Source organism: Aeromonas sp. TECH754, assembly GCF_056279295.1.
The window spans coordinates 3,607,527-3,629,000 of record NZ_JBWBRA010000001.1; the positions used below are offsets into that span (position 1 = coordinate 3,607,527).

Annotated in this window: 19 protein-coding genes; 9 read left to right on the top strand and 10 right to left on the bottom strand. The window is 62.3% G+C overall.

What is annotated here, in order from left to right:
- Window positions 1-31: 31 nt before the first annotated feature.
- Window positions 32-1,000, top strand: a complete 969-nt coding sequence (locus ACZ9IL_RS16395; RefSeq protein WP_476004453.1) for a LysR substrate-binding domain-containing protein — start codon at window positions 32-34, stop codon at window positions 998-1,000.
- Between the two features lie 155 nt (window positions 1,001-1,155).
- Here the strand turns inward: ACZ9IL_RS16395 and ACZ9IL_RS16400 are convergent, their stop codons facing one another.
- Both ACZ9IL_RS16400 and ACZ9IL_RS16405 read right to left on the bottom strand, forming a co-directional pair.
- Window positions 1,156-1,755 carry a YhgN family NAAT transporter gene (locus tag ACZ9IL_RS16400; protein WP_042642758.1) on the bottom strand — a complete coding sequence of 200 codons (600 nt, stop codon included), beginning with the start codon at window positions 1,753-1,755 and terminating at the stop codon, window positions 1,156-1,158.
- 110 nt (window positions 1,756-1,865) lie between these two features.
- The gene (locus ACZ9IL_RS16405; protein WP_476004454.1) at window positions 1,866-2,111 is read right to left on the bottom strand and encodes a YecH family metal-binding protein; all 246 of its coding nucleotides are present in this window, start codon (window positions 2,109-2,111) and stop codon (window positions 1,866-1,868) included.
- 208 nt (window positions 2,112-2,319) lie between these two features.
- Between ACZ9IL_RS16405 and ACZ9IL_RS16410 the strand changes: the two genes are divergently transcribed.
- Window positions 2,320-3,603 (top strand): dicarboxylate/amino acid:cation symporter, encoded by a 1,284-nt coding sequence (locus ACZ9IL_RS16410; protein ID WP_476004455.1) that lies wholly within the window; start codon window positions 2,320-2,322, stop codon window positions 3,601-3,603.
- An 86-nt stretch (window positions 3,604-3,689) separates the two neighbouring features.
- Here the strand turns inward: ACZ9IL_RS16410 and ACZ9IL_RS16415 are convergent, their stop codons facing one another.
- The gene (locus ACZ9IL_RS16415) at window positions 3,690-4,004 is read right to left on the bottom strand and encodes a putative signal transducing protein (protein WP_042642752.1); all 315 of its coding nucleotides are present in this window, start codon (window positions 4,002-4,004) and stop codon (window positions 3,690-3,692) included.
- A gap of 173 nt (window positions 4,005-4,177) precedes the next feature.
- Window positions 4,178-5,080 carry a LysR family transcriptional regulator gene (locus tag ACZ9IL_RS16420; RefSeq protein ID WP_476004456.1) on the bottom strand — a complete coding sequence of 301 codons (903 nt, stop codon included), beginning with the start codon at window positions 5,078-5,080 and terminating at the stop codon, window positions 4,178-4,180.
- A gap of 98 nt (window positions 5,081-5,178) precedes the next feature.
- Between ACZ9IL_RS16420 and ACZ9IL_RS16425 the strand changes: the two genes are divergently transcribed.
- Entirely contained in the window at window positions 5,179-6,231 is a 1,053-nt protein-coding gene (locus ACZ9IL_RS16425; RefSeq protein WP_476004457.1) for an HlyD family secretion protein, read from the top strand.
- A complete protein-coding gene (locus tag ACZ9IL_RS16430; protein ID WP_476004458.1) occupies window positions 6,231-7,784 on the top strand; it encodes a DHA2 family efflux MFS transporter permease subunit in 1,554 nt (517 codons plus the stop codon). Before ACZ9IL_RS16425 ends, ACZ9IL_RS16430 begins: the two co-directional genes overlap by 1 nt.
- 66 nt (window positions 7,785-7,850) lie before the next feature.
- Here the strand turns inward: ACZ9IL_RS16430 and ACZ9IL_RS16435 are convergent, their stop codons facing one another.
- Window positions 7,851-8,477: a lysoplasmalogenase gene (locus tag ACZ9IL_RS16435; RefSeq protein ID WP_476004459.1), complete on the bottom strand. Its 627-nt coding sequence runs from the start codon at window positions 8,475-8,477 to the stop codon at window positions 7,851-7,853.
- Between the two features lie 174 nt (window positions 8,478-8,651).
- Between ACZ9IL_RS16435 and ACZ9IL_RS16440 the strand changes: the two genes are divergently transcribed.
- The gene (locus tag ACZ9IL_RS16440) at window positions 8,652-8,804 is read left to right on the top strand and encodes a hypothetical protein (protein ID WP_476004460.1); all 153 of its coding nucleotides are present in this window, start codon (window positions 8,652-8,654) and stop codon (window positions 8,802-8,804) included.
- A gap of 57 nt (window positions 8,805-8,861) precedes the next feature.
- On the opposite strand, the gene ACZ9IL_RS16445 is transcribed toward ACZ9IL_RS16440, so the two are convergent.
- The 5 genes from ACZ9IL_RS16445 to ACZ9IL_RS16465 all read right to left on the bottom strand — a co-directional run bounded on the left by ACZ9IL_RS16445 (window position 8,862) and on the right by ACZ9IL_RS16465 (window position 16,438).
- Entirely contained in the window at window positions 8,862-11,414 is a 2,553-nt protein-coding gene (locus ACZ9IL_RS16445) for a TRAP transporter permease (protein WP_476004461.1), read from the bottom strand.
- 102 nt (window positions 11,415-11,516) lie between these two features.
- Window positions 11,517-12,488, bottom strand: coding sequence for a TAXI family TRAP transporter solute-binding subunit (locus tag ACZ9IL_RS16450; protein WP_476004462.1), 972 nt, complete (start codon window positions 12,486-12,488; stop codon window positions 11,517-11,519).
- 660 nt (window positions 12,489-13,148) lie between these two features.
- A complete protein-coding gene (locus tag ACZ9IL_RS16455) occupies window positions 13,149-15,317 on the bottom strand; it encodes a S9 family peptidase (RefSeq protein WP_476004463.1) in 2,169 nt (722 codons plus the stop codon).
- A gap of 315 nt (window positions 15,318-15,632) precedes the next feature.
- Window positions 15,633-16,064, bottom strand: a complete 432-nt coding sequence (locus ACZ9IL_RS16460; protein WP_476004464.1) for a DUF411 domain-containing protein — start codon at window positions 16,062-16,064, stop codon at window positions 15,633-15,635.
- Window positions 16,065-16,114: 50 nt separating this feature from the next.
- Window positions 16,115-16,438 carry a hypothetical protein gene (locus tag ACZ9IL_RS16465; protein ID WP_476004465.1) on the bottom strand — a complete coding sequence of 108 codons (324 nt, stop codon included), beginning with the start codon at window positions 16,436-16,438 and terminating at the stop codon, window positions 16,115-16,117.
- Between the two features lie 269 nt (window positions 16,439-16,707).
- Here ACZ9IL_RS16465 and kefF point away from each other — a divergent pair, with 269 nt between their 5' ends.
- The 4 genes from kefF (at window position 16,708) to ACZ9IL_RS16485 (ending at window position 20,904) form a co-directional block, all read left to right on the top strand.
- Window positions 16,708-17,307, top strand: a complete 600-nt coding sequence (gene kefF / locus ACZ9IL_RS16470; RefSeq protein ID WP_476004466.1) for a glutathione-regulated potassium-efflux system oxidoreductase KefF — start codon at window positions 16,708-16,710, stop codon at window positions 17,305-17,307.
- A 70-nt stretch (window positions 17,308-17,377) separates the two neighbouring features.
- Window positions 17,378-19,234, top strand: coding sequence for a monovalent cation:proton antiporter-2 (CPA2) family protein (locus tag ACZ9IL_RS16475; protein ID WP_476004467.1), 1,857 nt, complete (start codon window positions 17,378-17,380; stop codon window positions 19,232-19,234).
- A complete protein-coding gene (locus ACZ9IL_RS16480; protein ID WP_476004468.1) occupies window positions 19,231-19,617 on the top strand; it encodes a SirB2 family protein in 387 nt (128 codons plus the stop codon). The genes ACZ9IL_RS16475 and ACZ9IL_RS16480 overlap by 4 nt, the downstream gene beginning before the upstream one ends.
- A gap of 300 nt (window positions 19,618-19,917) precedes the next feature.
- Complete coding sequence (locus ACZ9IL_RS16485; RefSeq protein WP_476004469.1) at window positions 19,918-20,904, top strand: helix-turn-helix transcriptional regulator; 987 nt, start codon at window positions 19,918-19,920, stop codon at window positions 20,902-20,904.
- Window positions 20,905-21,474 lie beyond the last annotated feature (570 nt).

Genomic DNA, 21,474 nt, shown 5'->3' on the forward strand with positions numbered 1-21,474 from the left:
ATTCATCGAAGAATTGAAGGGGATTCATATCATGTTGCTGGAACAGCTCGGGCGCATAGACCTTAATTTATTGATTATCCTGCAAGTCTTGCTGGAAGAGCGCAATGGCAGCCGGGCAGCCCGTCGCCTGCACCTGAGTCAATCGGCGGTCAGCAAGGCCCTCGGCCGGCTGCGGGACACCTTCGACGATCCCCTGTTCGTGCGCTCCGCCTACGGGCTGGAACCCACTCCCCGCGCCCTCGGCCTGCAGCAGCAGTTGCAACCCATATTGCTGTCGCTGGACAACCTGATCCAGCCGCCGGATTTCGATCCTGCCCACACCGAGCGTGAGTTCGTCATCGCCAGCATGGACAGCGCCTTCACCCTGTTCGCCCCCCTCTACCTGAGCGAGCTCAAGCGCCAGGCACCGGGGATCCGGCTGCGCTACGAGGAGTGGACCGAGCACAGCCTGACCGAGATGAGCCAGGGCCAGGTGGACATCGCCTTCACGGTGCGGGAAAACTGCATCACCTCGGATTTCCGGCTCGATACCCTGCCCAACGCCATCTGCCAGCGACTGCTCGCCATCGATGACCTGACCTGCCTGGTGCAGCAGGATCACCCGGCGCTGCACGAGGCCGACTGGGATCTCGCCCGCTACCTGGCCTATCCCCACGTGCAGACCTATTGCGAGGGGCGGGATCGCTGGATGCTGGATCACAAGCTGGCGGAGCAGGATCTCTATCGCCGGATCGAGGCGACCGTGCCCTCGTTCGAGGCGGCGCTGCGCATGGCGATGCATTCAGACATGATTGTTACCCTGTCCAGGCTCTACGCCCGCCACGCGACCCAGGTCTATCCGCTGGTGCCACTGCCACTGCCCATCGCGCTGGACAGCATCTCCCACCTGCTGATCTGGCATCAGAGTCACGAGGAGGATCCGGGTCATCGCTGGCTGCGAGAGACCCTGCTCGCCCTCATCATGAACAAGCTGGAAGCCTCGACAACCGACGGGTCCTGATCACCGGCGCTGGCTGCGGGAGACCTTGTCGCCCTTATCATGAGCAAGCTGAAAACCTCGGCGACCGAGCTCACCTGATTGCCGGTGCGCCGTATCACAGGCAAAAAAACGGGGCTCAGTGCGGCCCCGTTCATTCACGCAATCATGCTGGCCGGTCAGCCCTGACCGGTCACCGCCAGATAGTGGTGCACGCCGTCCAGCAGCATCTGCACCGAGATCATCACCAGCAGCATGCCCATCAGCCGCTCCACGGCGGTGAGTCCTCGCTCACCCAGCAGCTTGTTGAACAGCTCATAGAACATCAGGATCACGGCGCTCGCCCCCCAGGCCAGCAGCAGGGCCAGTGACCAGTCCGCCATCCGGGTCGGCTCCTGGTTCGCCAGCAACAGCAGGGAAGCCAGGATGGAAGGGCCTGCAATCATGGGGATGGCCATGGGCACCAGAAAGGGCTCCTCGCCGGCGGCCAGCCCGGTCACGCCACCGGGGGTCGGGAAGATCATCTTGATGGCGATGAGGAACAGAATGATGCCGCCGGCGATGCTCACCGCCTCCTGGCGCAGATTGAGGAAGCTCAGGATCTGCTGACCGGCAAACAGGAAGGCCAGCATGATGGCCAGCGAGAACAACAGCTCACGGATCATCACCTTGCGCCGCCGCTTGGGATCGACGTGGCGCAGGATGGAGAGGAAGACCGGCAGGTTGCCCAGCGGATCCATGATCAGAAACAACATGACGGCAGCGGAGAAAGTATCCATACGATTGACGGGCGATGCCCGGGCCAAGCCTTTGGCAGAGGAAAAGAGGGGGAAATACTAACAAAGGGAAGGGGATTGCGCGAGCCGCAGGACGCGGCTCGCCGCCGGCCTCAGCCGTGATTGCAGATCTTGTCTGCGCGGGTCTGGAAGCCTTGCTCCGATTCGATGAATTTGCCGCGCTTGGCCAGCAGTTCGATCAGGGCATCCGCATCCATCTCGCTGGCGCTGCAGGTGTGAAAGCGGGCCTCGGCGCCGAAATGCTGATCGATCGCTTGCTTGAGGCTGGCACGGGTAAACTGGCCGTCCTGGGTCAGCATCATCTCCATCACTTCGTGACCATGTATCGACTGGGACATCTCAAACCTCGTTAATTATCATGTCAGATGTTTATTAAACCCGGAATGGCCAAATCCGATCTTGATATAAACCAATAAATTGGCGTTTTTAACACCCTTGGGCTGGCCGTGGGCACCCCTTTGTCGATAAGGTGGCAACCTGAATGGGGGATGGCTACACTAGCGCCCCTCTTTGCCATCGCAGACAAAAAATAAGGACATTGGCGTCATGCTGTTCCATGGATTGGCCCTCAAACCCTGGCGGATCTGGACCCGCCGCCCGCTCTGGTTGAAGACCCTGCTCGGCATGCTGACCGGAATAGGGCTCGGGCTCGGCTTCAGTGAGCAGGCGCTGCTGCTCAAGCCCATCGGCGTCCTGTTCGTCAACACCATACAGATGCTGATGGTGCCGCTCATCTTCTGCTCCGTGATCGCCGGCCTCACCTCCCTGCTCAAGGGCAAGACTCTTGATCGGATCGGCGGCAAGGCCATCACCCTCTATCTGTTCTCCACCGCCATCGCCATCTGCATCGGCCTGATGATGGGCTGGCTGCTGGAGCCCGGCATGGGCGCCAACATGGGTCCTTATGAGCGCACCGGGGTACTGGCCCAGCCGACCCTGGCCAGCGTGCTCAGCCACCTGGTGCCGCGCAACCCGATCCAGGCCATGGTGGACGGCAAGATCCTGCAGGTGATCGTGTTCGCGGTGGCTCTCGCCCTCGCCCTCAACGCCAGCGGCCGCCGTGGCCGGCCCGCCATCCTGTTCTTCACCTCACTGGCGGAGGGCATGTTCAAGCTGACCCAGATGGTGATGACGCTGGCGCCCTACGGTGTCTGTGCCCTGATGGCCTGGATGACGGGCAAGTACGGGCTGGATCTGCTGCTGCCGCTGCTCAAGGTGATAGGGGCCGTCTACCTCGGCTGCCTGCTGCACGTGCTCGGCGTTTACAGCAGCCTGCTGATCCTGCTGGCTCGCCTCAACCCGCTGCACTACTTCAAGAGCATCCTGGATGCCCAGGCAGTGGCCTTCACCAGCAGCTCCAGCAGCAGCACCCTGCCCATCAGCCTGGCCTGCGCCGAGCGCCGGCTCGGGGTCTCTCCCGCCATCACCGCCAAGGTGCTGCCCATCGGCGCCACCATCAACATGGACGGCACCGCCCTCTATCAGGGGGTGACGGCCCTGTTCGTGGCCCAGGCCTTCGGAGTGGATCTGCATCTGGTGGATTACCTGACCATCATCAGCATCGCGACCCTGGCCAGCATCGGCACCGCCGGCACCCCGGGCACCGGGCTGATGCTGCTGACCCTGACCCTCACCGCGGTGGGCCTGCCGCTGGAAGGGGTGGCGCTGATCGCCGGCATCGATCGCCTGCTCGACATGGCGCGCACCACGGTCAACGTATCTGGGGATATCCTGGTGTCGGTGCTGATCGCCCGCAGCGAGGGGGAGCTGGATCTGGCAACCTATCACGATGCCAACGCGGGCGAGGACATCGACTTCACCCTGCGCTGAAGTGCCTGCCGACACCTGCGGATGATCTCGACTCCCGGCCCTCTTCTCTTGTCAACGAGCGAGAGCCGGCTTGAGGATAAAGGAACTCAGTGATCGTGGGGATCGTGGTGGCAACGCCAGCAGATGTCGAAGTTGGCGCCGTTCTCCTCCCCGCACTGGCCGCATAGCCAGCCATTGCCTTGGCGCTGCTGGTAGCGCTCGATGATCCTGCCTGCCCGGCTGCGATCCTGCTCGCGCACCAGCAGGGTGACCTGCAACAGATCCACCGGCAACTCCCCCAGCGCCCCCGACAGCCCTTCCCCGCTGAGCCGCACCAGCACGCCTTCGACCTCCAGCGCCCCCTTCAGGGCATAAGCTTCCAGCGAGTGAGAGGCCCGATACAAGTTAATCCATGGTTCCATGCCTTGTCCTCGAAACTGCTTGTCGATGTCATCATCGGCGCCAGCGCCACCACCAGTTCAGTGCGTAGGCTTTCAGGGAATGGGAGGCCCGATGCCGATCAGTCAACGGCTCCATCCGCTGCCCTCACAGTGCGCTCAATGACCATGCTCATCTCCCCTGTCAGAATCACCGCTCACAACAAATTATCGATGCCGTACTGCGACCCGTTGGCTATCAGAAAATCGATAAAGACCCGCAGCTTGCGTGGCATCAGTCGCCGCTCGGGGAACAGCAGGTAAATCGGCACCTTGGGCTGCTGCCAGTCCGGCAGCAGGGATACCAGGGAGCCGCCGGCCAGCTCATCATGGCACAACATGGCGGGCAAAGAGGCGAGCCCCAACCCGGCCTTGGCCGCCTCCCTGGCACAGGTAATGTTGTTGACCTTGAATCTGGCGGGAGGGTCAACCAGTACCTCGCGCCCATCCAGTTCAAAACACCAATGGGAGGCCAGAAAGCCGCTGCTGACCGCCACCCGCTGGTGCTGCACCAGATCCTCGGGCCTGCTGATAGCCGGGTTGCGGGCCAGGTATTCCGGGCTGGCGCAGAGCCGTCGCTCCGTGCTCCACAGGCGCCGCGCCGCCAGATTGGAGTCGCTCATGTCACCGATCCGCACTATGGCATCCAACCCCTCGCTGATGGGATCCACGATGCGATTGGTCAGCTCCAGATCGACTCGCAGGCCCGGATAGGCCTGCAGGAAATTCGCCACCAGCCGGCCGACCACCAGCTGGCCCGTCTCTATGGGCACCGCCAGCTTGAGGGTACCGGTCACCTCCTGCTGGCTGGCGCTCAGCATCAGCTCGGCCTGGGCCAACTCCTCCACCGCCTTGCTGCAGCGCAGGTAGTATTGCTCACCGGCTTCGGTCAGGGTGAGCTGGCGAGTGGAGCGGTAGAGCAGCCGCGCGCCAAGCCGCTGCTCCAGCTCGGCGATGCGGCGGCTGACCGTCGCCTTGGTCATCCCCAGCTCCTGGGCGGCGGCGGTGAAGGAGCCCTTGTCGACGATGCGCACGAGAATTAAGGCGGCATTCAGGTCCATTGTCTCACCAGTGAAACTGTATATCTCATGAATGGATACTAATCGAAACAGTCGGCCGATGTTAGCCTGCCCCCCACAGTTCAGGAAACACCAAAATCATGAGTCAACACAAGAAGATCCCCCTGCTGGCCGCGCTGCTGCTGGCCCTGCTCGGCGTGCTGTTCGCCGCTTACTGGTATCTGCACGGCCGTTACTTCGAGAGCACCGACAACGCCTATCTGCAGAGCGAGGTGACCGGCATCGGCTCCAAGCTGCCCGGTTATATCAGCGAGGTGCTGGTGACCGACAACCAGGAGGTGAGGGCCGGACAGCTGATCGCCCGCCTGGACGACCGGGAATACAAGGCCAAGGTGATCGAGGCCGAGGCTGACTTGCACCTCAATCAGGCGACGGCCGAGAACCTCGCCGCCACCCGCATCCAGCAGCAGAGCCTGATCCGCCAGGCCGAGGCCAAGGTTACCTCCGCCGATGCCGAGCAGGAACGCTCCCGCCAACAGGTCGATCGCATCGGCCAGCTCAAGCTGCGCAACTACAGCTCCCAGGACAACCTGGACGAGGTGAAGGCGGGCCTGCGCGTCAACCAGGCCCTGATGCAGGAGGCCAAGGCCGCCCTGCAGGCCGCCCGCGAGCGCCTGCTGGTGCTGGATGCCGAGGCCAAGCAGAATCTGGCCAGACTGGCACTGAGCGAGGCCCAACTCGAGCAGGCCAAGCTTGAGCTCGGTTATACCGAGCTGCGGGCCCCGGCCGACGGCATCATCGGCAAGCGCAGCCTGCGGGAAGGGCTCTACGTGCAGTCCGGCATGCAGGTCGCGAGCCTGGTGCCGCTGCAACAGGTCTGGGTCGAGGCCAACTTCAAGGAGACCCAGTTGCAGAAGATGCAACCGGGTCAGAAGGTCGAGGTGATCCTGGATGCCTATCCGGATCAACCGGTCGAGGGGATCATCGACAGCCTGGCACCCGCCACCGGCGCCAAGTTCGCCCTGCTGCCGCCGGAGAACGCCACCGGCAACTTCACCAAAATCGTGCAGCGGGTGCCGGTCAAGATCCGCATCCCGGCGCCCGGCGCTCTGGCGGGCAAGCTGCGGCCCGGCCTCTCCACCGAGGTCATAGTGGATACCCGTGATCCCGAACCCGTGGTCGCGGCTCACTGATGGAAGCCATTCCGCGTCGCAACTGGATCGCGGTCATGGGGGGCCTTATCGGCGCCTTCATGGCCATCCTCGACATCCAGATCACCAACGCCTCCCTGAAGGACATCCAGGGGGCCCTGTCGGCCACCCTGAGCGAGAGCTCCTGGATCTCCACCTCCTATCTGGTGGCAGAGATGATCGCCATCCCCCTCAGTGGCTGGCTCAGCCGGGGTCTGAGTGCCCGCCGCTACATGCTGTGGAGTACCGGCGCCTTCATCGTCGCCTCGGTGCTCTGCTCGTTCAGCTGGAACCTCACCAGCATGATCGTGTTCCGGGCCCTGCAGGGCTTCACCGGCGGTGCCCTCATCCCGATGGCGTTCTCCCTCATCATCAGCCTGCTGCCACTGCACAAGCGGGCCACCGGCATGGCGCTGTTCGGCCTCTGTGCCACCTTCGCCCCCACCATAGGGCCGACCCTGGGGGGCTGGCTGACGGAGCAGTTCTCCTGGCACTACATCTTCTATCTGAACGTGCCGCCCGGCCTGCTGGTGATGGCCATGCTGGCCCACGGGCTGGACAAGAAGCCGGTGGACTGGGAGGTGATCAAACGGGTGGATCTGGTCGGTATCCTCACCATGGCGGTGGGGTTGGGCCTGCTGGAGGTGGTGCTGGAGGAGGGCAACCGGGAAGACTGGTTCGGTTCCAGCTTCATCGTGCGGCTCACCGTCATCTCGGTGGTGGCGCTGATCTTCTTCGTCATCAGCCAGCTGCTGCGCCGCCACCCGCTGGTCAACCTGCGACTGCTGCACAGCCCGCGCTTCGCGATGGCCTGTTTCGCCTATCTGGTGCTCGGCATGGGGCTGATGGGCTCCATCTATGTGCTGCCGCTCTACATGACCCAGATCCACAACTACAACGCGCTGGAAATCGGTGAGGTGCTGATGTGGATGGGGTTACCGCAGCTGCTGGTGCTGCCGCTGGTACCCAGGCTGGTCACCAAGATAGATCCGCGCTATCTGGTGAGCTTCGGCTTCCTGATCTTCGGAGTGAGCTGCTTCATGAACATGAACATGAGTGCCGACTACGCCGGGCCCCAGCTGATCCAGTCACTGATCGTGCGGGCGCTCGGCCAACCCTTCGTCATGGTACCGCTCTCCCTGGTGGCGACCGCCAGCCTGACCCCGGACGAGATCCCCTCCTCCTCGACCCTGCTCAACGTGTTGCGCAACCTCGGCGGCGCCTTTGGCATCGCCATGATCGCCACCATGCTGGACAACGATACCCGCATCCAGTTCAGCAACATCAGCAGCACCCTGGCCGCCAGCAGCATCGAGGGGCAGAGCTATCTGCTGCAGCTGGCCCAGAGCATGATGGCGCAAGGGGCCGGCCCGGAGCAGGCGCAGTTGCAGGCCCAGGCCATGCTGTCGAACACCATCAACCGGGAGGCCACCATCATGGCGTACAACCAGGTGTTCTTCGTGATGGGGGTCTTCCTGCTCATCGCCAGTGCCATGATGTTGCTGCTCAAGCAACCGCCCCCCAGGCCCGCCGACGCCGAGCCGATGGAGGCATGACGCAGCAACGAGAAACGGGCCAGCAGGCCCGTTTTTTTATGGTCGGTTTGGCATTCGTGGCGGGGCTCAGCCCGCCAGGGAAGCGGCAATCAGGAACTGGGCGGCGAAGTAGCTGCTCATGATCCAGGCCTTGGCATGGGGGAAGGGGCGCCGGAATCGGTCCAGCGCCAGCATGCTGTCGGAGAAGAGGAACATCAATGCCCCCACCAGGGCGGCGGAGCAGCCCGCCGTGAGCGAGGCATGCCAGGCACCGGCGGCCACCCAGGCCATGCCGATGATCACCAGCATGTAGCAGAACACCGGGATCTTCATCTCCCCGAGCCTGCCCCACAGCAGGCCGAACACCAGGCCCGCCACCCCCAGCAGCATCAGGCCATCCACCAGCTTGAGCACCAGCGGCCCCTGGGCGAAGCCGACGATATAGCAGACATGTGCGACAAAGAATGCCGCCAGTCCCTGGATGAAGCGATCCCGTGGCAGCATCAGCAGCACGTCCCCCGCCAGCGACAGACAGAGGCCGAGCAGGATCCAGGCGTGGGAGCCATTGTGGTCGTCGCTCTGGTAGCCGAACGCCAGCGCGATGATAAACAGCATGGTCAGCGGCTTGCTGATGTAGAACTGACGGGAGTCTGAGCCATAGGCGGTGCGAATATGCCACCAGCCCGATGCGATGATCAAGAAACTCAATAACATGCCCTGCTCCTCATCGGTTGCTCGCGCTCAGATGGCAACCTCTTTTGTGCTCGCAAGAGTATCAAATTCCCCCGACCAGTGGCAGGGGGGATGTAGCAGATGGCGCTCTACGCCTAAAGTCTAATTGCCCCACCCTCGCGGCTCGGGCATAAGAAACAGCTCTGGAGGATCACCATGGAAGACGCAATGACCAACTATCTGCCTGCCATCGACATCATGATGTGCCACTTAGGCATCAGCTTCGAACAAGCCTGTGAGCAGCTTGGCCTGAGCCCGCTGGAGCAGCAGACCCTGAGCCAGATACAGGCGCAGGATCTGTCGGAATAGATCCCGCCCCGATATTGAAAACGGCGCCTTGAAGGCGCCGTTTTTATTGCCCGTGTGCTAGGCACGAGGGACCCGGCGCCGCTGCAGCCAGACCACCAGCGCGAACAGCAGGAAGCCGGGCAACCACATCAGCTCCTTGTAGCCGCGCTCGGTCGGCGCCTCGACGGAGAGGATCTGCTGATCGAACTCCATGCCGGCCGCCGCCGCCGCACTGCCGAAGCCGACACTGTCGATCAGCGTCTTGCCATCCTGCTCATACAGGGCCAGCCCCAGGCTGGCGAGACGCGTCTCCCCATCCGCACCGGCCGGCACCGCCAGCAGCACCGTGGATTGGCGCAGCTTGCCGACCGCATCCTCTCCCTGCACCCGCAGTCGCAGTGTGCTGTCCGCCTCGACCTCCCCCAGGGTCCGGGCCAGCTGAGCCGGCGCCGTATCGCGGTAGGGATCCTGCACCATGTCCATCCAGAAGCCGGGGCGGAACAGGGTGAAGGCCACCAGCAGCAACAGCAGGCTCTCGTACCAGCGGCTCTTCACCAGGAACCAGCCCTGGGTCGCGGCGGCGAAGATCAGCATGGCGAGGGTCGCCACGATGAAGATCAGTACGCCATGGGCGAAGTCCACCTCGATCAGCAGCAGATCGGTGTTGAAGATGAACAGGAACGGCAACGCCGCGGTGCGCAGGCTGTAGTAGAAGGCGGTGATCCCGGTCTTGATGGGATCCCCCTTGGAGACCGCCGCCGCCGCGAACGACGCCAGCCCCACCGGCGGGGTCACGTCCGCCATGATGCCGAAGTAGAACACGAACAGGTGCACCGCGATGAGCGGCACTATCAGGCCGTTCTGCTGGCCGAGCGTCACCACTACCGGCGCCAGCAGGCTGGACACCACTATGTAGTTGGCGGTGGTGGGCAGCCCCATGCCGAGGATCAGGCTGAGCAAGGCGGTGAGCAGCAGCATCAGCAGCAGGTTGCCCATGGAGAGGAACTCCACCAGATCCGCCAGTACCAGGCCGACCCCGGTCTGGGAGACGGCGCCGACGATGATGCCGGCGGTGGCGGTGGCGATGCCGATGCCGATCATGTTGCGGGCACCGGCCACCAGACCCTCCCTCAGATCCACCAGCCCCTCGCGGGCCGAGCCGTAGTGGTGCTTGCCGTCGGTGCGCAGCCAGTTCAGCAGCGGTCGCTGGGTCAACAGTATGATGACCAGCATGACGGTACCCCAGAAGGCGGAGAGGCCCGGCGAGAGTCGCTCCACCATCAGGCACCACACCAGCACCATCACCGGCAGCAGGAAGTGCAGGCCGGACAGCAGCACGGCGCGGGTATCGGGCAGCTCGGTCAGCGGCTTGTCCGGGTCCTCGGCGGGCAGCGGATCGTTGCTGGCGGCTATCTTGAGCAGCCCCAGATAGACGGCGACCAGCAGCAGGGCGACGCCCGGCAGCGCATAGTCACCGAGCGCCGGCTTGAGCCAACCCAGACCGTAATAGACCGCCATCGACAGACCGCTGATCAGCGCGGCACCGAAGGCAAAACCGGTCAACCGGATCAGCCAGGGCTTGGGCTGACGGTTGCCGATGGGTTCCATGCCCAGCTTGAGCGCCTCCAGATGCACTATGTAGAGCAGCGCTATGTAGGAGATGGCCGCCGGCAGGAAGGCGTGCTTGATGATCTCGACATAGGGGATGCCCACGTACTCCACCATCAGGAAGGCGGCAGCCCCCATCACCGGCGGCATGATCTGGCCGTTGACCGAAGAGGCCACCTCGACCGCCCCCGCCTTCTCCTTGGAGAACCCGACCCGCTTCATCATGGGAATGGTGAAGGTGCCGGTGGTGACCACGTTGGCGATGGAGGAGCCGGAGATGACCCCGGTCAGCGCCGAGGCGACCACGGCCGCCTTGGCCGGCCCGCCGCGCAGGTGGCCAAGCAGGCTGAAGGCGAGCTGGATGAAGTAGTGGCCGGCACCAGCCCGCTCCAGCAAGGCGCCGAACAGCACGAACAGGAACACGAAGCTGGTGGAGACCCCGAGTGCGATGCCGAACACCCCCTCGGTGGTGATCCACTGGTGATTGGCGAGCGCGGTGAAGCTCACCCCGCGGTGGGCCAGCAGCCCCGGCATCCAGGGGCCGGCCAGGCTGTAGCCGAGGAACACCAGGGCGATCACCGCCAGGGCCGGGCCCAGGGCGCGGCGGGTGGCCTCCAGCAGCAGCGGAATGCCGATGCAGGCGGTCACCAGATCGGCGGTGGTGAGGTTACCGGGACGCTGGGCCAGCGCCTCATACATGACGAACAGATAGATGGCGGCACCGGCGGCGACGAGGCCGAGAGCGATATCGCCAAGCGGCACTCTATCCCGGGGGGAGCGACGGAACGCCGGAAACACCAGATAGGCCAGCAACAGGGCGAAGCCGAGGTGAATGGCACGGGTCTCGGTGTCATTGAGCACGCCCACCCCCAGCATGAAGGGCAGCGGTGAGGCAATCCAGAGCTGGAACAGGGACCAGGCCAGCGCCAGACCGGTGATCAGCCAGCCCATGAGGCCGAGCGGCAACCGGGCGCCCACGTCCTGGGCGATCAGCTCCTCGGTGGAGAGTTCTTTATCTTGCATAGGATTTACTTCTGCCTACGAGTACAACAAGAACAACACCCGCTGCGACAGACGAGGCGGCAGGCGGGTGTTGAGGCGTCACAAGGGCCCTTGGGCCGTCAATCAGAGCCAGCCGCGCTCTTTGTAGTAGCGGGCGGCACCTTCATGCAGCGGGGCGGAGAGGCCCACCTTGATCATGTCGGCTTCCTTCAGATCGGCGAAGGCCGGGTGCAGGCGCTTGAAGCGATCCAGGTTGTCGAACACCGACTTCACCAGTTGGTAGACCACCTCGGGATCGGCCTTGGCGCTGGTGGAGAGCACCGCCTTGCCACCGATGGACGGGGTCGGCAAATCGCTGCCCTTGTAGATGCCACCCGGGATCTCGGCCTTGCTGTAGTAGCTCTTCTCGGCCAGCAGCTTGTCGATGTCCGCCCCGGTCACCGGCACCAGCACGGCGTCAGTGGTGGTGGAAGCTTCCTGGATGGCGCCGTTCGGATGGCCAACGAAGTAGCTCATGGCGTCGATGTTGTTGTCACCCAGCGCGGAGGCCTGCTCGGCCGGTTTCAACTCGGAGACCAGCCCGAAGTCGCCCTTCTTCCAGCCCTTGACCGCCATGATCTCTTCCATGGTGTCGCGCTGGCCGGAGCCCGGGTTGCCGATGTTGACGCGCTTGCCCTTGAGGTCGTCGAAGTTGGCGATCTTGGCATCGCGGCGCGCCAGTATGGTGAACACCTCGCTCTGCAGGGAGAAGACGGCGCGCATGTCGTCCATGGCCCCTTCGGCCTGGAACGGGGCCAGCCCCTTCATCGCCTTGTACTGGTGGTCGGACTGCATGATGCCGAAGTTGAATTCACCGCTGCGGATACCGTTGACGTTGGCCACCCCACCACCGCTGGCCGGGGCGTTGCACTTGATCTGGTGATCGGCGGCGCCGCGATTGAGGAAACGACAGATAGACTGGCCCGCCACGTAGTAGACGCCGGTCTGGCCGCCGGTGCCGATCGTCACGAAGCGCTCCTGCGCCTGCACCTGACCGCCAAAGGAGGCGCCAACCAGGGCAGCCGACAAGGCGCACGCCAAGGATAATCCTTTCATGTTTTCCATCCTTTTCATTGATTTATCTCACCCGATTCCCGGGTGAATATGAGAAAGGCCCGCATCAAGACGGGGCCTGTCTATATGACCTCGCGTGAGGAAAGGGTCGGGCGCATCAGGCCCTGACCAAAGTCACCATCATCCTGCGGTGAGACAGTCGGCCTCATGCCGACTCGGGGCGATTTGACCAGAAGAGGGCCAGATCAAAGTTGCAACCACTTGATTAGGCACATATTGCCAACATAAATCAAACAAAACGGCAAAATGACGGATTTAAATAGCGAGAAATTTGAAGCGGATCATCAATTCATTGATCGCAGTTTAATTCGATGAGCGGCGGAGATGAGGGGGATCACGGAGAAGAGGATTTCTTTGTATCCCTTGACTGGCAAGGGCTAGCAGAGTGGTGGTTTATTCTTTTGGTTTTTAGAAATGCAGCACAAACAGCCAATACAACAGGCACGCCTCACCGCCCCCGGTGCGATGTCTGCTGAAGGCCAAGCCCGCATTCATTAACAACTTACCAGCAACATTTCATGCCTTGGCATTGCCAACCTGCAGGATTAACGCGCACACCTGCATGCCTTCCTTGCCACCGATAAAACGGCCCGGCACGCCATGATGAATGGCGGCCGGGCCCAGGTTCGGCGCGCTGGCAAATTATGCCTTCGGCTTGGCCAAATCCAGGATGAAGGCAAACTCCAGCGCGATATCCTCATAGGCCTTGAAGCGGCCCGACTTGCCGCCGTGGCCGGCATCCATGTCGGTGCTCAGCAACAGCAGGTTGTCGTCGGTCTTCAGCTCCCGCAGCTTGGCCACCCACTTGGCGGGCTCCCAATACTGCACCTGGGAGTCGTGCAGACCGGTGGTGACCAGCAGGTTCGGGTAGGCCTGCGCCTTGATCTGGTCATAGGGGCTGTAGGTCAGCATGTAGTCGTAGTAGCGCTTCTGGTTCGGGTTGCCCCACTCGTCGTACTCGCCGGTGGTGAGCGGGATGGACTCGTCCAGCATGGTGGTGACCACGTCCACGAACGGCACCTGAGCCACCACGCCGCGATAGAGCTGGGGCGCCTGATTGATGACGGCCCCCATCAGCAGGCCGCCGGCACTGCCGCCCATGGCGTAGACCTGATCCCTGGCACCGTAGCCCTGGGTCACCAGCGCCTCGGTCACGTCGATGAAGTCGTGGAAGCTGTTCTGTTTCTTGAGCAGCTTGCCGTCTTCATACCAGCCGCGGCCCAGCTCCTCGCCACCACGCACATGGGCGATGGCGTAGACGAAGCCGCGATCCAGCAGACTCAGGCGCGCGGTGCTGAAGTCGGGATCCATGCTGGCGCCGTAGGAGCCGTAGCCATAGACCAGCAGCGGGTTGTGGCTGTCCTTCTTGAACTTGTCCTTGCGATAGACCAGGGACACCGGCACGGCCACGCCGTCACGGGCGGTCACCCAGAGCCGCTCACTGGCATACCTATCGGCCTTGAAACCCGCCACCGCCTGCTGCTTGAGCAGGGTGCGCTTGCCGCTGTCCATATCCAGCTCATAGGTGGAGGACGGCGTGGTCATGGAGGAGTAGCCATAGCGCAGCTGGCTGGTATCCGGCTCCGGGTTGTAGGCGAGCCAGGTGACATAGGCGGGATCGTCAAAGGCGATCTCTTTTTGCTCGCCGCTCTGCCAGTTGACCTGACGCAACCGGGTCAGCCCCTGGCTGCGCTCTTCCAGCACCAGCCACTCCTTGAACAGGGCATAGCTCTCCAGCAGCACATCGGGGTTCGGGGCTATCACCGCCTGCCAGCGATCCACCGGGCTCTCTTTCGTTTCATACAGACCGAAGTTCTTGCCGTCCTTGTTGGAGCGCACGTAGAAGCGGCCACGGTAGTGATCCAGGCTGTATTCGTGATCCGCCTGACGGGGCAGGAACAGCCGCGGCGTCTGGGTCGGTACATTGGCGTCGATGAGGCGCGCCTCGCCACTGGTGGTGCTGGAGAGAGCGATGACGATGAAGTCTTCCGAGGTGGTGGCGTAGAGGCTGACGTAGAAGCTGTCATCCTTCTCCTCATAGACCAGCTGATCCTTGGCGGGATCCGTGCCCAGCTCGTGGCGATAGACCTGATAGGGCAGCAGGGTCTTGGGATGCTTGCGCACATAGAACAGCGTCTTGCTGTCGTTGGCCCACACCAGATTGCCGGAGGTGTTCTCCAACTTGTCGGCGGCCCAGTTACCACTCTCCAGATCGCGGAATTGCACCTGATACTGACGGCGGGAGAGGAAGTCTTCCGCCACCGCTAGCCAGCGATTGTTGCGGCTCACCTCCAGTGCCCCCAGGGCATAGAACTCGTGCCCCTCGGCGCGCTGGTTGCTGTCCAGCATCAGGCTGGGCTCCTTGTCGCCCTGCCCTTTCTCGCCCAATGGGGTGCGGGAGTAGATGCCGTACTCCTTGCCCGGCTCATAGCGGGTCTGGTAGCGATAGCCGTTCTTCACGTAGGGCACCGACTCGTCCTGCTGGGGAATGCGGGCCACCATCTCCTGATAGAGCTGCTCGCGCAGGGGCTGGGTCGGCTTGAGCATGGCCTCGGTGTAGGCATTCTCGGCCTTGAGATAATCCAGTACCTCGGGCTTCTCGCGCTCGTCGTCCCGCAGCCAGTAGTAGTTGTCGACGCGGACGTCCCCGTGTTTCTTCAGGGTATGGGGATGCTTGGCGGCCACTGGGGGGAGAATGGCTGTCTGGAGGGGGGTATCGCTGGTCGGCATGGCGGGCTCTTCATTGGCATGGGTACAGGGCACTACAGCCAGACAAGCCAGCAGCAGCCACCCTCGGGAAAAGATGAACATGTCGCATCCTTCGCGCGGTAACAGGGTCGGTGGGCTCGCGTCCGCACCATGCTGCGACGATCGCGCCGCGGTCAGTCGCGCCGCTCGTGCGGCAACCTGGCAGGCAAACCCGAACATCACCCTGTGATAATAAATGGCGATCAATCTGCCCCTTGTCGCCCCGGGTTGCAAGTGATCCCCGGACATTAGGCCCAAAACCATGAAAAAGGCCACCATCTCGCGATGGTGGCCCTCTCCTCTGGCCATGAGCGGCACGGGTTCGCTCAGGTGTGCCTCACATGATTAGGAATAGTGCCGGCTCATGACCAGTGTTCGTCAGCCGGGGTAGCTCGACCAGACTTTGGTCGCGCCCTCGCTGTCGATGCTCAGCACCTGATAGGGCTGACCCGGGATGTCCATGCCCGGCGCACTCTGGGGCATGCCCGGAATGGTCAGGCCACGGATCGCCGGTTTCTCCTTGAGCATCTTCTGCACGTCGGCGGCGGGCACATGCCCCTCAACCACATAGCCATTCACCACCCCGGTATGGCAGGAGGCCAGCTGCGGCGTGATGCCGTTCTGCTGCTTGATGGGATCGAGCTGCTCGGTTTCCACGACCTTGACCTCAAAGCCGTTATCTTCCATGTGCTTGATCCAGGTCTTGCAGCAGCCGCAATACTGGGACTTGTAGACGGTCATCTGCTCCGTTGCCAGCGCAGAAAAACTGAAGGAACCGGCCAGCACGGCCAGTAACAGGGACTTGTACATAACTCACCTCGGATAAGAAGAAATGCCCAATGATAGGGTAAAAAATCGACTCAACCGGGATGACGGGGAGGACGTTCGAGCCGCTCGAGCGGCGCCGCCGGCGTGAACAGGGAGGGAGAGAGGAAATCCGGGGCATCGGGTTCCAGCATGGCCACCGTCAGGCCGCTGTCGCCCAGCACCGTCATGGCGAGCGCCGAGGTAAAGCTGCCGCAGGGCATGGCTTTCTCCAGGGTACGTTCGCTCTGGCTGCAATGAGGCGTCAGGGTGCAGAGATCGGTCGCCGCCCGGCTGCCAAACGACATCAACACCATCAGCAGACTCCACAGGGGGAGCCAGCGGCGGGCGCGAGCGAGTTGGCGGCGGGTCAGAACCATGAGATGCCTCAGTCATCAAAGGAGGCCTATGGTAACCCTTGGCCCCGGGGGAGGGTCAAGCCTCCCACCTGCGGGAGATCAAAAGAGAGTGAGATAGCGGGTGGAGCATGCCACACTGGTTCTCATTTGCGGCGCCAAAAGAGCCGCATCCAAGGGTGCAAACATCTCGCCAGCATCGGTTCCGGCACTGGCGGGGCACGGCACTTCTTGATAACGTCGCGGCTGATACTTCTTTCGCCGACACGAGTCTCCGCTCAGGTTATGACCCCATGAAACGCATTCTGGTTATCTTCTCACACCCGGCACTGCAGAGTTCCAGGGCCAACAAACAGCTGCTGCAGGCGCTCGAAGGCCTGGAGGGCATCACCCTGCACGATCTCTACCACCAGTATCCGGACATGTTCATCGACGTGAAGCGTGAACAGGCGCTGCTGGCCGCACACGATATCATCGTCTTCCAGCACCCCTTCTACTGGTACTCCTGCCCGGCCATCATGAAGGAGTGGATGGACCTGGTGCTGGAGTACGGTTACGCCTACGGCCCCGAGGCCCATTCACTCAAGGGCAAGCAGTGGCTCAGCGCCATCACCACCGGCGGGGCCCCCGAGTCTTATTGCAGCGCCGGTTACAACCAGCGGCCGCTGCTCGACTTCCTGCTGCCATTCCAGCAGACCGCCCAGCTGTGCGGCATGCGCTGGCTGCCCCCCTTCGTGCTGCACTCCTTCCACAAGCTCGAGGATCCGGCGGCGCTGCGCCGCTGCGGCCAGGATTATCGCCAGCTGATCAGCGCCCTGCGCGACGACCAGCTGACGCCAACCCAACTCGACGAGAGCCCCTACCTGCGCGATCTGCTGGAGGGGCTGTCATGACACAGACCTGGATATTCCCCCGGCTCACCCGGCCGGCTCGGATGAACCTGTTCAAACGGAGGGCCCGCTGATGGGACACGGATTGCTGTTTGATGCCTTGATCTATCTGTCGGCGGCGGTGATCGCCGTGCCGCTGGCCAAACGCTGGGGGCTGGGCTCGGTGCTCGGCTACCTGCTGGCCGGCATCATCATAGGTCCCTTCCTGCTCGGCCTGGTGGGCGAGCAGAAGGATGTGATGCACTTCGCCGAGTTCGGGGTGGTGCTGATGCTGTTCCTGGTCGGCCTGGAACTCAGACCCGCCCTGCTGTGGCAGTTGAAGGGCCCTATTCTCGGCACCGGCGGTCTGCAGGTGCTGCTCACCAGCGTCGCCCTGACCGGGGTGGCCTATCTCATCGGTCTGCCCTGGCAACAGGGCCTCGCCATCGGCCTCATCCTGGCGCTCTCCTCCACCGCCATCGTGCTGCAGAGCCTGCAGGAGCGCAAGCTGATGCAGAGCGAAAGCGGCCGCTCCGCCTTCGCGGTGCTGCTGTTCCAGGATATCGCCGTGATCCCCATACTGGCGGTGCTGCCATTGCTGGCCATCGCCCCCGTTGTCAGCAACGGCAATTCGGATCTGGCGGGTTGGCAGCACGGTCTGCTGGTGGTGGCTGCCATCGCCGGCATAGTGCTGGGTGGCCACTACCTGATGCGGCCGGTATTTCGCGCCATCGCCCAATCCCACATGCGGGAGATCTTCGTCGCCGCCGCGCTGCTGCTGGTGATCGCCATCGCCGTGCTGATGGAGTCGGTGGGGCTCTCCCCCGCCCTCGGCTCCTTCCTCGCCGGTGTGGTGCTGGCCGACAGCGAGTATCGCCACGAGCTCGAGGCGGACATAGAGCCGTTCAAGGGACTGCTGCTCGGCCTGTTCTTCATGTCGGTGGGGGCCGGCATCGACTTTGGCCTGTTCGCCGATCACCCGCTGCTCATCCCATCCCTGGTCGTCGGCCTGATGGTCTTGAAGTGGCTGGTGCTGATGGCACTCGGCCTGATCCTGCGGGTCTCTCCCAGTCAGCGCTGGACCTTCGCGCTGGCGCTGGCCCAGGGGGGGGAATTTGCCTTCGTACTGTTCTCGTTCGCCGCCCAGAACAAGGTGCTGCCGGGGACGACCATCTCCTTGCTGACCCTGGTGGTGGCCCTGTCCATGGCGCTGACCCCGCTGCTGCTGATCCTCAACGATAGGGTGATCCAGCCCTGGTTCGACTACCGCAACCGGGCCGACGTGCCGCAACACGAGCAGCCCGAGCTGGTCGAGCATCCCGTCATCATCGCCGGCTTCGGCCGTTTCGGGCAGATAGTCGGTCGTCTGCTGCACGGCCATGGCATCGGCACCACCATCCTCGAACAGGACGCCAGCCAGATAGAGATGCTGCGCAAGTACGGTTATCAGGTGTTTTATGGGGATGCCAGCCGGCTCGATCTGCTGCATGCCGCCGGGGCTCACAAGGCCAAGCTGCTGGTGCTCTCCATCAACGACCCGGCCACCTCGCTCGAAGTAATTGAAATGGTGAAGAAACACTTCCCGCACCTTAAGATACTGGCGCGAGCCCAGGACAGACCCACGGCCCACGAGATCCTGCGCCTCGGGGTCGACAGCGTGCACCGGGAAACCCTGGGCTCGGCGGTGGATCTCGGGGTGGAAGCCCTGACCCAGCTTGGGTTCAGAGCCAACCAGGCCTGGCGCGCCGGCCAGATGTTCAAGCAGTACGACAACCGCTTGCTGCGCGAGCAGGTCAACTACCTGGACGACGAGCACACCTATATCAACAAGAGCCTGCAATACAGGGAGATCCTCTCCGATCTGCTGCAAGACGATCAGGAAGGACAAGAGCGTACCCACGCTCACAACTGGAACAGCGGTCTGCCCGACAACGACAAGGAAGCAATATGATTGCCTATTATCCCATGCTCAAACACCTGCACATGACCCTGGCCCTGGTCAGCGTGCTGCTGTTCCTCTATCGCTGGCTGCTGGCCCTCGGCGGCAGCAACCGGCTGCAGCAACGCTGGTTGAAGATAGCGCCCCACGTCAACGACACCTTCCTGCTGCTGTTCGGACTGGTGCTGGCGGTGACGCTGCAGATGAGCCCGGGCCAGCAGCCCTGGCTGATGGCCAAACTGATCGCCCTGGTGGTCTACATCGGTCTCGGCGTCATGGCGCTCAAACGCCCCGCCCGCAGCCAGAAACTGATCGCCGGCGTGGCCGCCCTCGCCGTGTTTGGCTACATGGTGGGCGCCGCCATGACCAAGTCGGCCTGGTCCTGGCTCGCCTGATAACTGCTTTGCCGGTGAGGGCCAGCCCCTCACCGCACTTCCCCTCTTTATCTCCCGCACAGCCCGCTTGCCAGCACCTTTCATCCCGATAAGGGTGTAGGCGACATTGCCCCAGCTGCTTTTTTCAGTCAAAAAAAGGCTTCATATAGAGCCACTTGTGGCGTATTTTATTATTCTTATCAGTGAGTTATCCAATCCTGTATGAAAATGGCGACAGTTGTCGCAGCAAAACTTGCGACATAGACTGTCGCAAGTACTGGCTAGGATAACCTCAACGCTAAACCAGTGAAGGCATGCACCATGAGTAAGAAGCTGTTACGACAACTGACCTTGGCGCGTTGCATCCCGCACCGCCCTTACAAGCTGACCGCCAGCCAACTTCAGGTAAAACTGGAAGAGGAAGGCATTCACGTCAGTCTGCGTACCGTGCAACGGGACCTGGAAGAGATGTCCGGTATGGGACTGTTCGACCTCACCTCGGATGAACGCAGCAAACCCCATGGCTGGTGTTTCGAGCGCCACGGCCTCAATGACTTTGCCAACATCATGCCGCTCTCGCTGGCTGTGGCCCTGAAAACCTGGAGCGATCAGGCGAGCCAACTGTTGCCGGCCAGCGTGCTGACCGAATTGAATCCGCTGATCGACAAGGCTGGCCAGGTGATCCGCGACAGCCAGAGCGAACTGGCGGAACGCTGGCTCGAGAGCGTGCACCAGTCGCCACGCCCATTCGCCGGCAATCCGGAGATCCGCCGCAGCACTCTGATCCGCGATGCCCTCTGGCGTGGTCGCAAGTTCAGTGCCGAGATCCAGCGCGTCATCAAGGAACGCACCGTGTGGCTCTGCTATGACCGCATCAACCCGCTCGGCATCCTGAACCAGCCGGATGGCCCCGTCCTGCTCTGCACCCTGTCCGAGCTGGATCCCAAGGTCTACGGCATCCCGTTCGATCACATCAAGAACGTGGAGCTGACCAACTTCAGCGCGACCCAGCCCAAGGAGTTCAATATCCAGAAGCTGATCCGCGAGCAAGGCTATCAGGACGTCAGCGGCCCCATCCGCTTCGTCGGTCGTATCGATGCCAACTGCCCTACCCTGATCGATGGGCAGATCCCGGGCCACAACCCGCGTATGACCCGCTATGACAAACGCAGCGTGGTGGTTGAGACCGAGGTGCAGGACACCCCCGAGTTTCGCTCCTGGCTGAACAACATGAGCGGCAACCTGGAAGTGCTGGCTCCCGAGTCACTGCGCAAGGCCTATCCGACTGGTACAACCCGGGTTAGCTGATCGAATAGCACCTTTGATAATGACAAGCCGGGACGAGTCCCGGCTTTTGTTTGATTTTTCAGCATATTAACTCAAATAGTTTTTAACTCTTACACCCCTGATTGAACGTCCTGTACCATCGTTTTCCTCCCTGTTTCAGGTTGTGAGAGATCCGCCATCCCCCCTGTAAGACCCCTCATCGTTGAACCGTACGTGAAGCCATCCCACAGCTGTTATGCTTTCTTTAGAAACAAAATAACCTATTAATATAAAAGAAGATTTATATGTGAAGTTCAATATTTATTCATCACCTTGCCATTGTCCATGACAGATCACGCCTTGTTCCCGTTCTCGGTTACCGTAGTATGGGTCTCACAAGGACGGCGGTGGTTCGGCAGGATGCAGAACGGCGCATAAACAGGGAAGGCCACAGGATGTGGCAGGACACCTCAGGATGAGGCTGATAACCCGGATGGTTATCATCAAGGATTGACAGGACAGCCACAGGATGTGGTGGACACCTCAGGACGAGGCAGAGTGGTATGGATTATCGCTCTTCAGGATGAAAGGAACCTCGCCGGAGGCGACAGG

Coding starts and splice junctions, on each gene's coding strand:
- ACZ9IL_RS16395 (WP_476004453.1), top strand. CDS start 32: ATGTTGCTGGAACAGCTCGGGCGCATAGACCTTAATTTATTGATTATC.
- ACZ9IL_RS16400 (WP_042642758.1), bottom strand. CDS start 1,755: ATGGATACTTTCTCCGCTGCCGTCATGTTGTTTCTGATCATGGATCCG.
- ACZ9IL_RS16405 (WP_476004454.1), bottom strand. CDS start 2,111: ATGTCCCAGTCGATACATGGTCACGAAGTGATGGAGATGATGCTGACC.
- ACZ9IL_RS16410 (WP_476004455.1), top strand. CDS start 2,320: ATGCTGTTCCATGGATTGGCCCTCAAACCCTGGCGGATCTGGACCCGC.
- ACZ9IL_RS16415 (WP_042642752.1), bottom strand. CDS start 4,004: ATGGAACCATGGATTAACTTGTATCGGGCCTCTCACTCGCTGGAAGCT.
- ACZ9IL_RS16420 (WP_476004456.1), bottom strand. CDS start 5,080: ATGGACCTGAATGCCGCCTTAATTCTCGTGCGCATCGTCGACAAGGGC.
- ACZ9IL_RS16425 (WP_476004457.1), top strand. CDS start 5,179: ATGAGTCAACACAAGAAGATCCCCCTGCTGGCCGCGCTGCTGCTGGCC.
- ACZ9IL_RS16430 (WP_476004458.1), top strand. CDS start 6,231: ATGGAAGCCATTCCGCGTCGCAACTGGATCGCGGTCATGGGGGGCCTT.
- ACZ9IL_RS16435 (WP_476004459.1), bottom strand. CDS start 8,477: ATGTTATTGAGTTTCTTGATCATCGCATCGGGCTGGTGGCATATTCGC.
- ACZ9IL_RS16440 (WP_476004460.1), top strand. CDS start 8,652: ATGGAAGACGCAATGACCAACTATCTGCCTGCCATCGACATCATGATG.
- ACZ9IL_RS16445 (WP_476004461.1), bottom strand. CDS start 11,414: ATGCAAGATAAAGAACTCTCCACCGAGGAGCTGATCGCCCAGGACGTG.
- ACZ9IL_RS16450 (WP_476004462.1), bottom strand. CDS start 12,488: ATGAAAGGATTATCCTTGGCGTGCGCCTTGTCGGCTGCCCTGGTTGGC.
- ACZ9IL_RS16455 (WP_476004463.1), bottom strand. CDS start 15,317: ATGTTCATCTTTTCCCGAGGGTGGCTGCTGCTGGCTTGTCTGGCTGTA.
- ACZ9IL_RS16460 (WP_476004464.1), bottom strand. CDS start 16,064: ATGTACAAGTCCCTGTTACTGGCCGTGCTGGCCGGTTCCTTCAGTTTT.
- ACZ9IL_RS16465 (WP_476004465.1), bottom strand. CDS start 16,438: ATGGTTCTGACCCGCCGCCAACTCGCTCGCGCCCGCCGCTGGCTCCCC.
- kefF (WP_476004466.1), top strand. CDS start 16,708: ATGAAACGCATTCTGGTTATCTTCTCACACCCGGCACTGCAGAGTTCC.
- ACZ9IL_RS16475 (WP_476004467.1), top strand. CDS start 17,378: ATGGGACACGGATTGCTGTTTGATGCCTTGATCTATCTGTCGGCGGCG.
- ACZ9IL_RS16480 (WP_476004468.1), top strand. CDS start 19,231: ATGATTGCCTATTATCCCATGCTCAAACACCTGCACATGACCCTGGCC.
- ACZ9IL_RS16485 (WP_476004469.1), top strand. CDS start 19,918: ATGAGTAAGAAGCTGTTACGACAACTGACCTTGGCGCGTTGCATCCCG.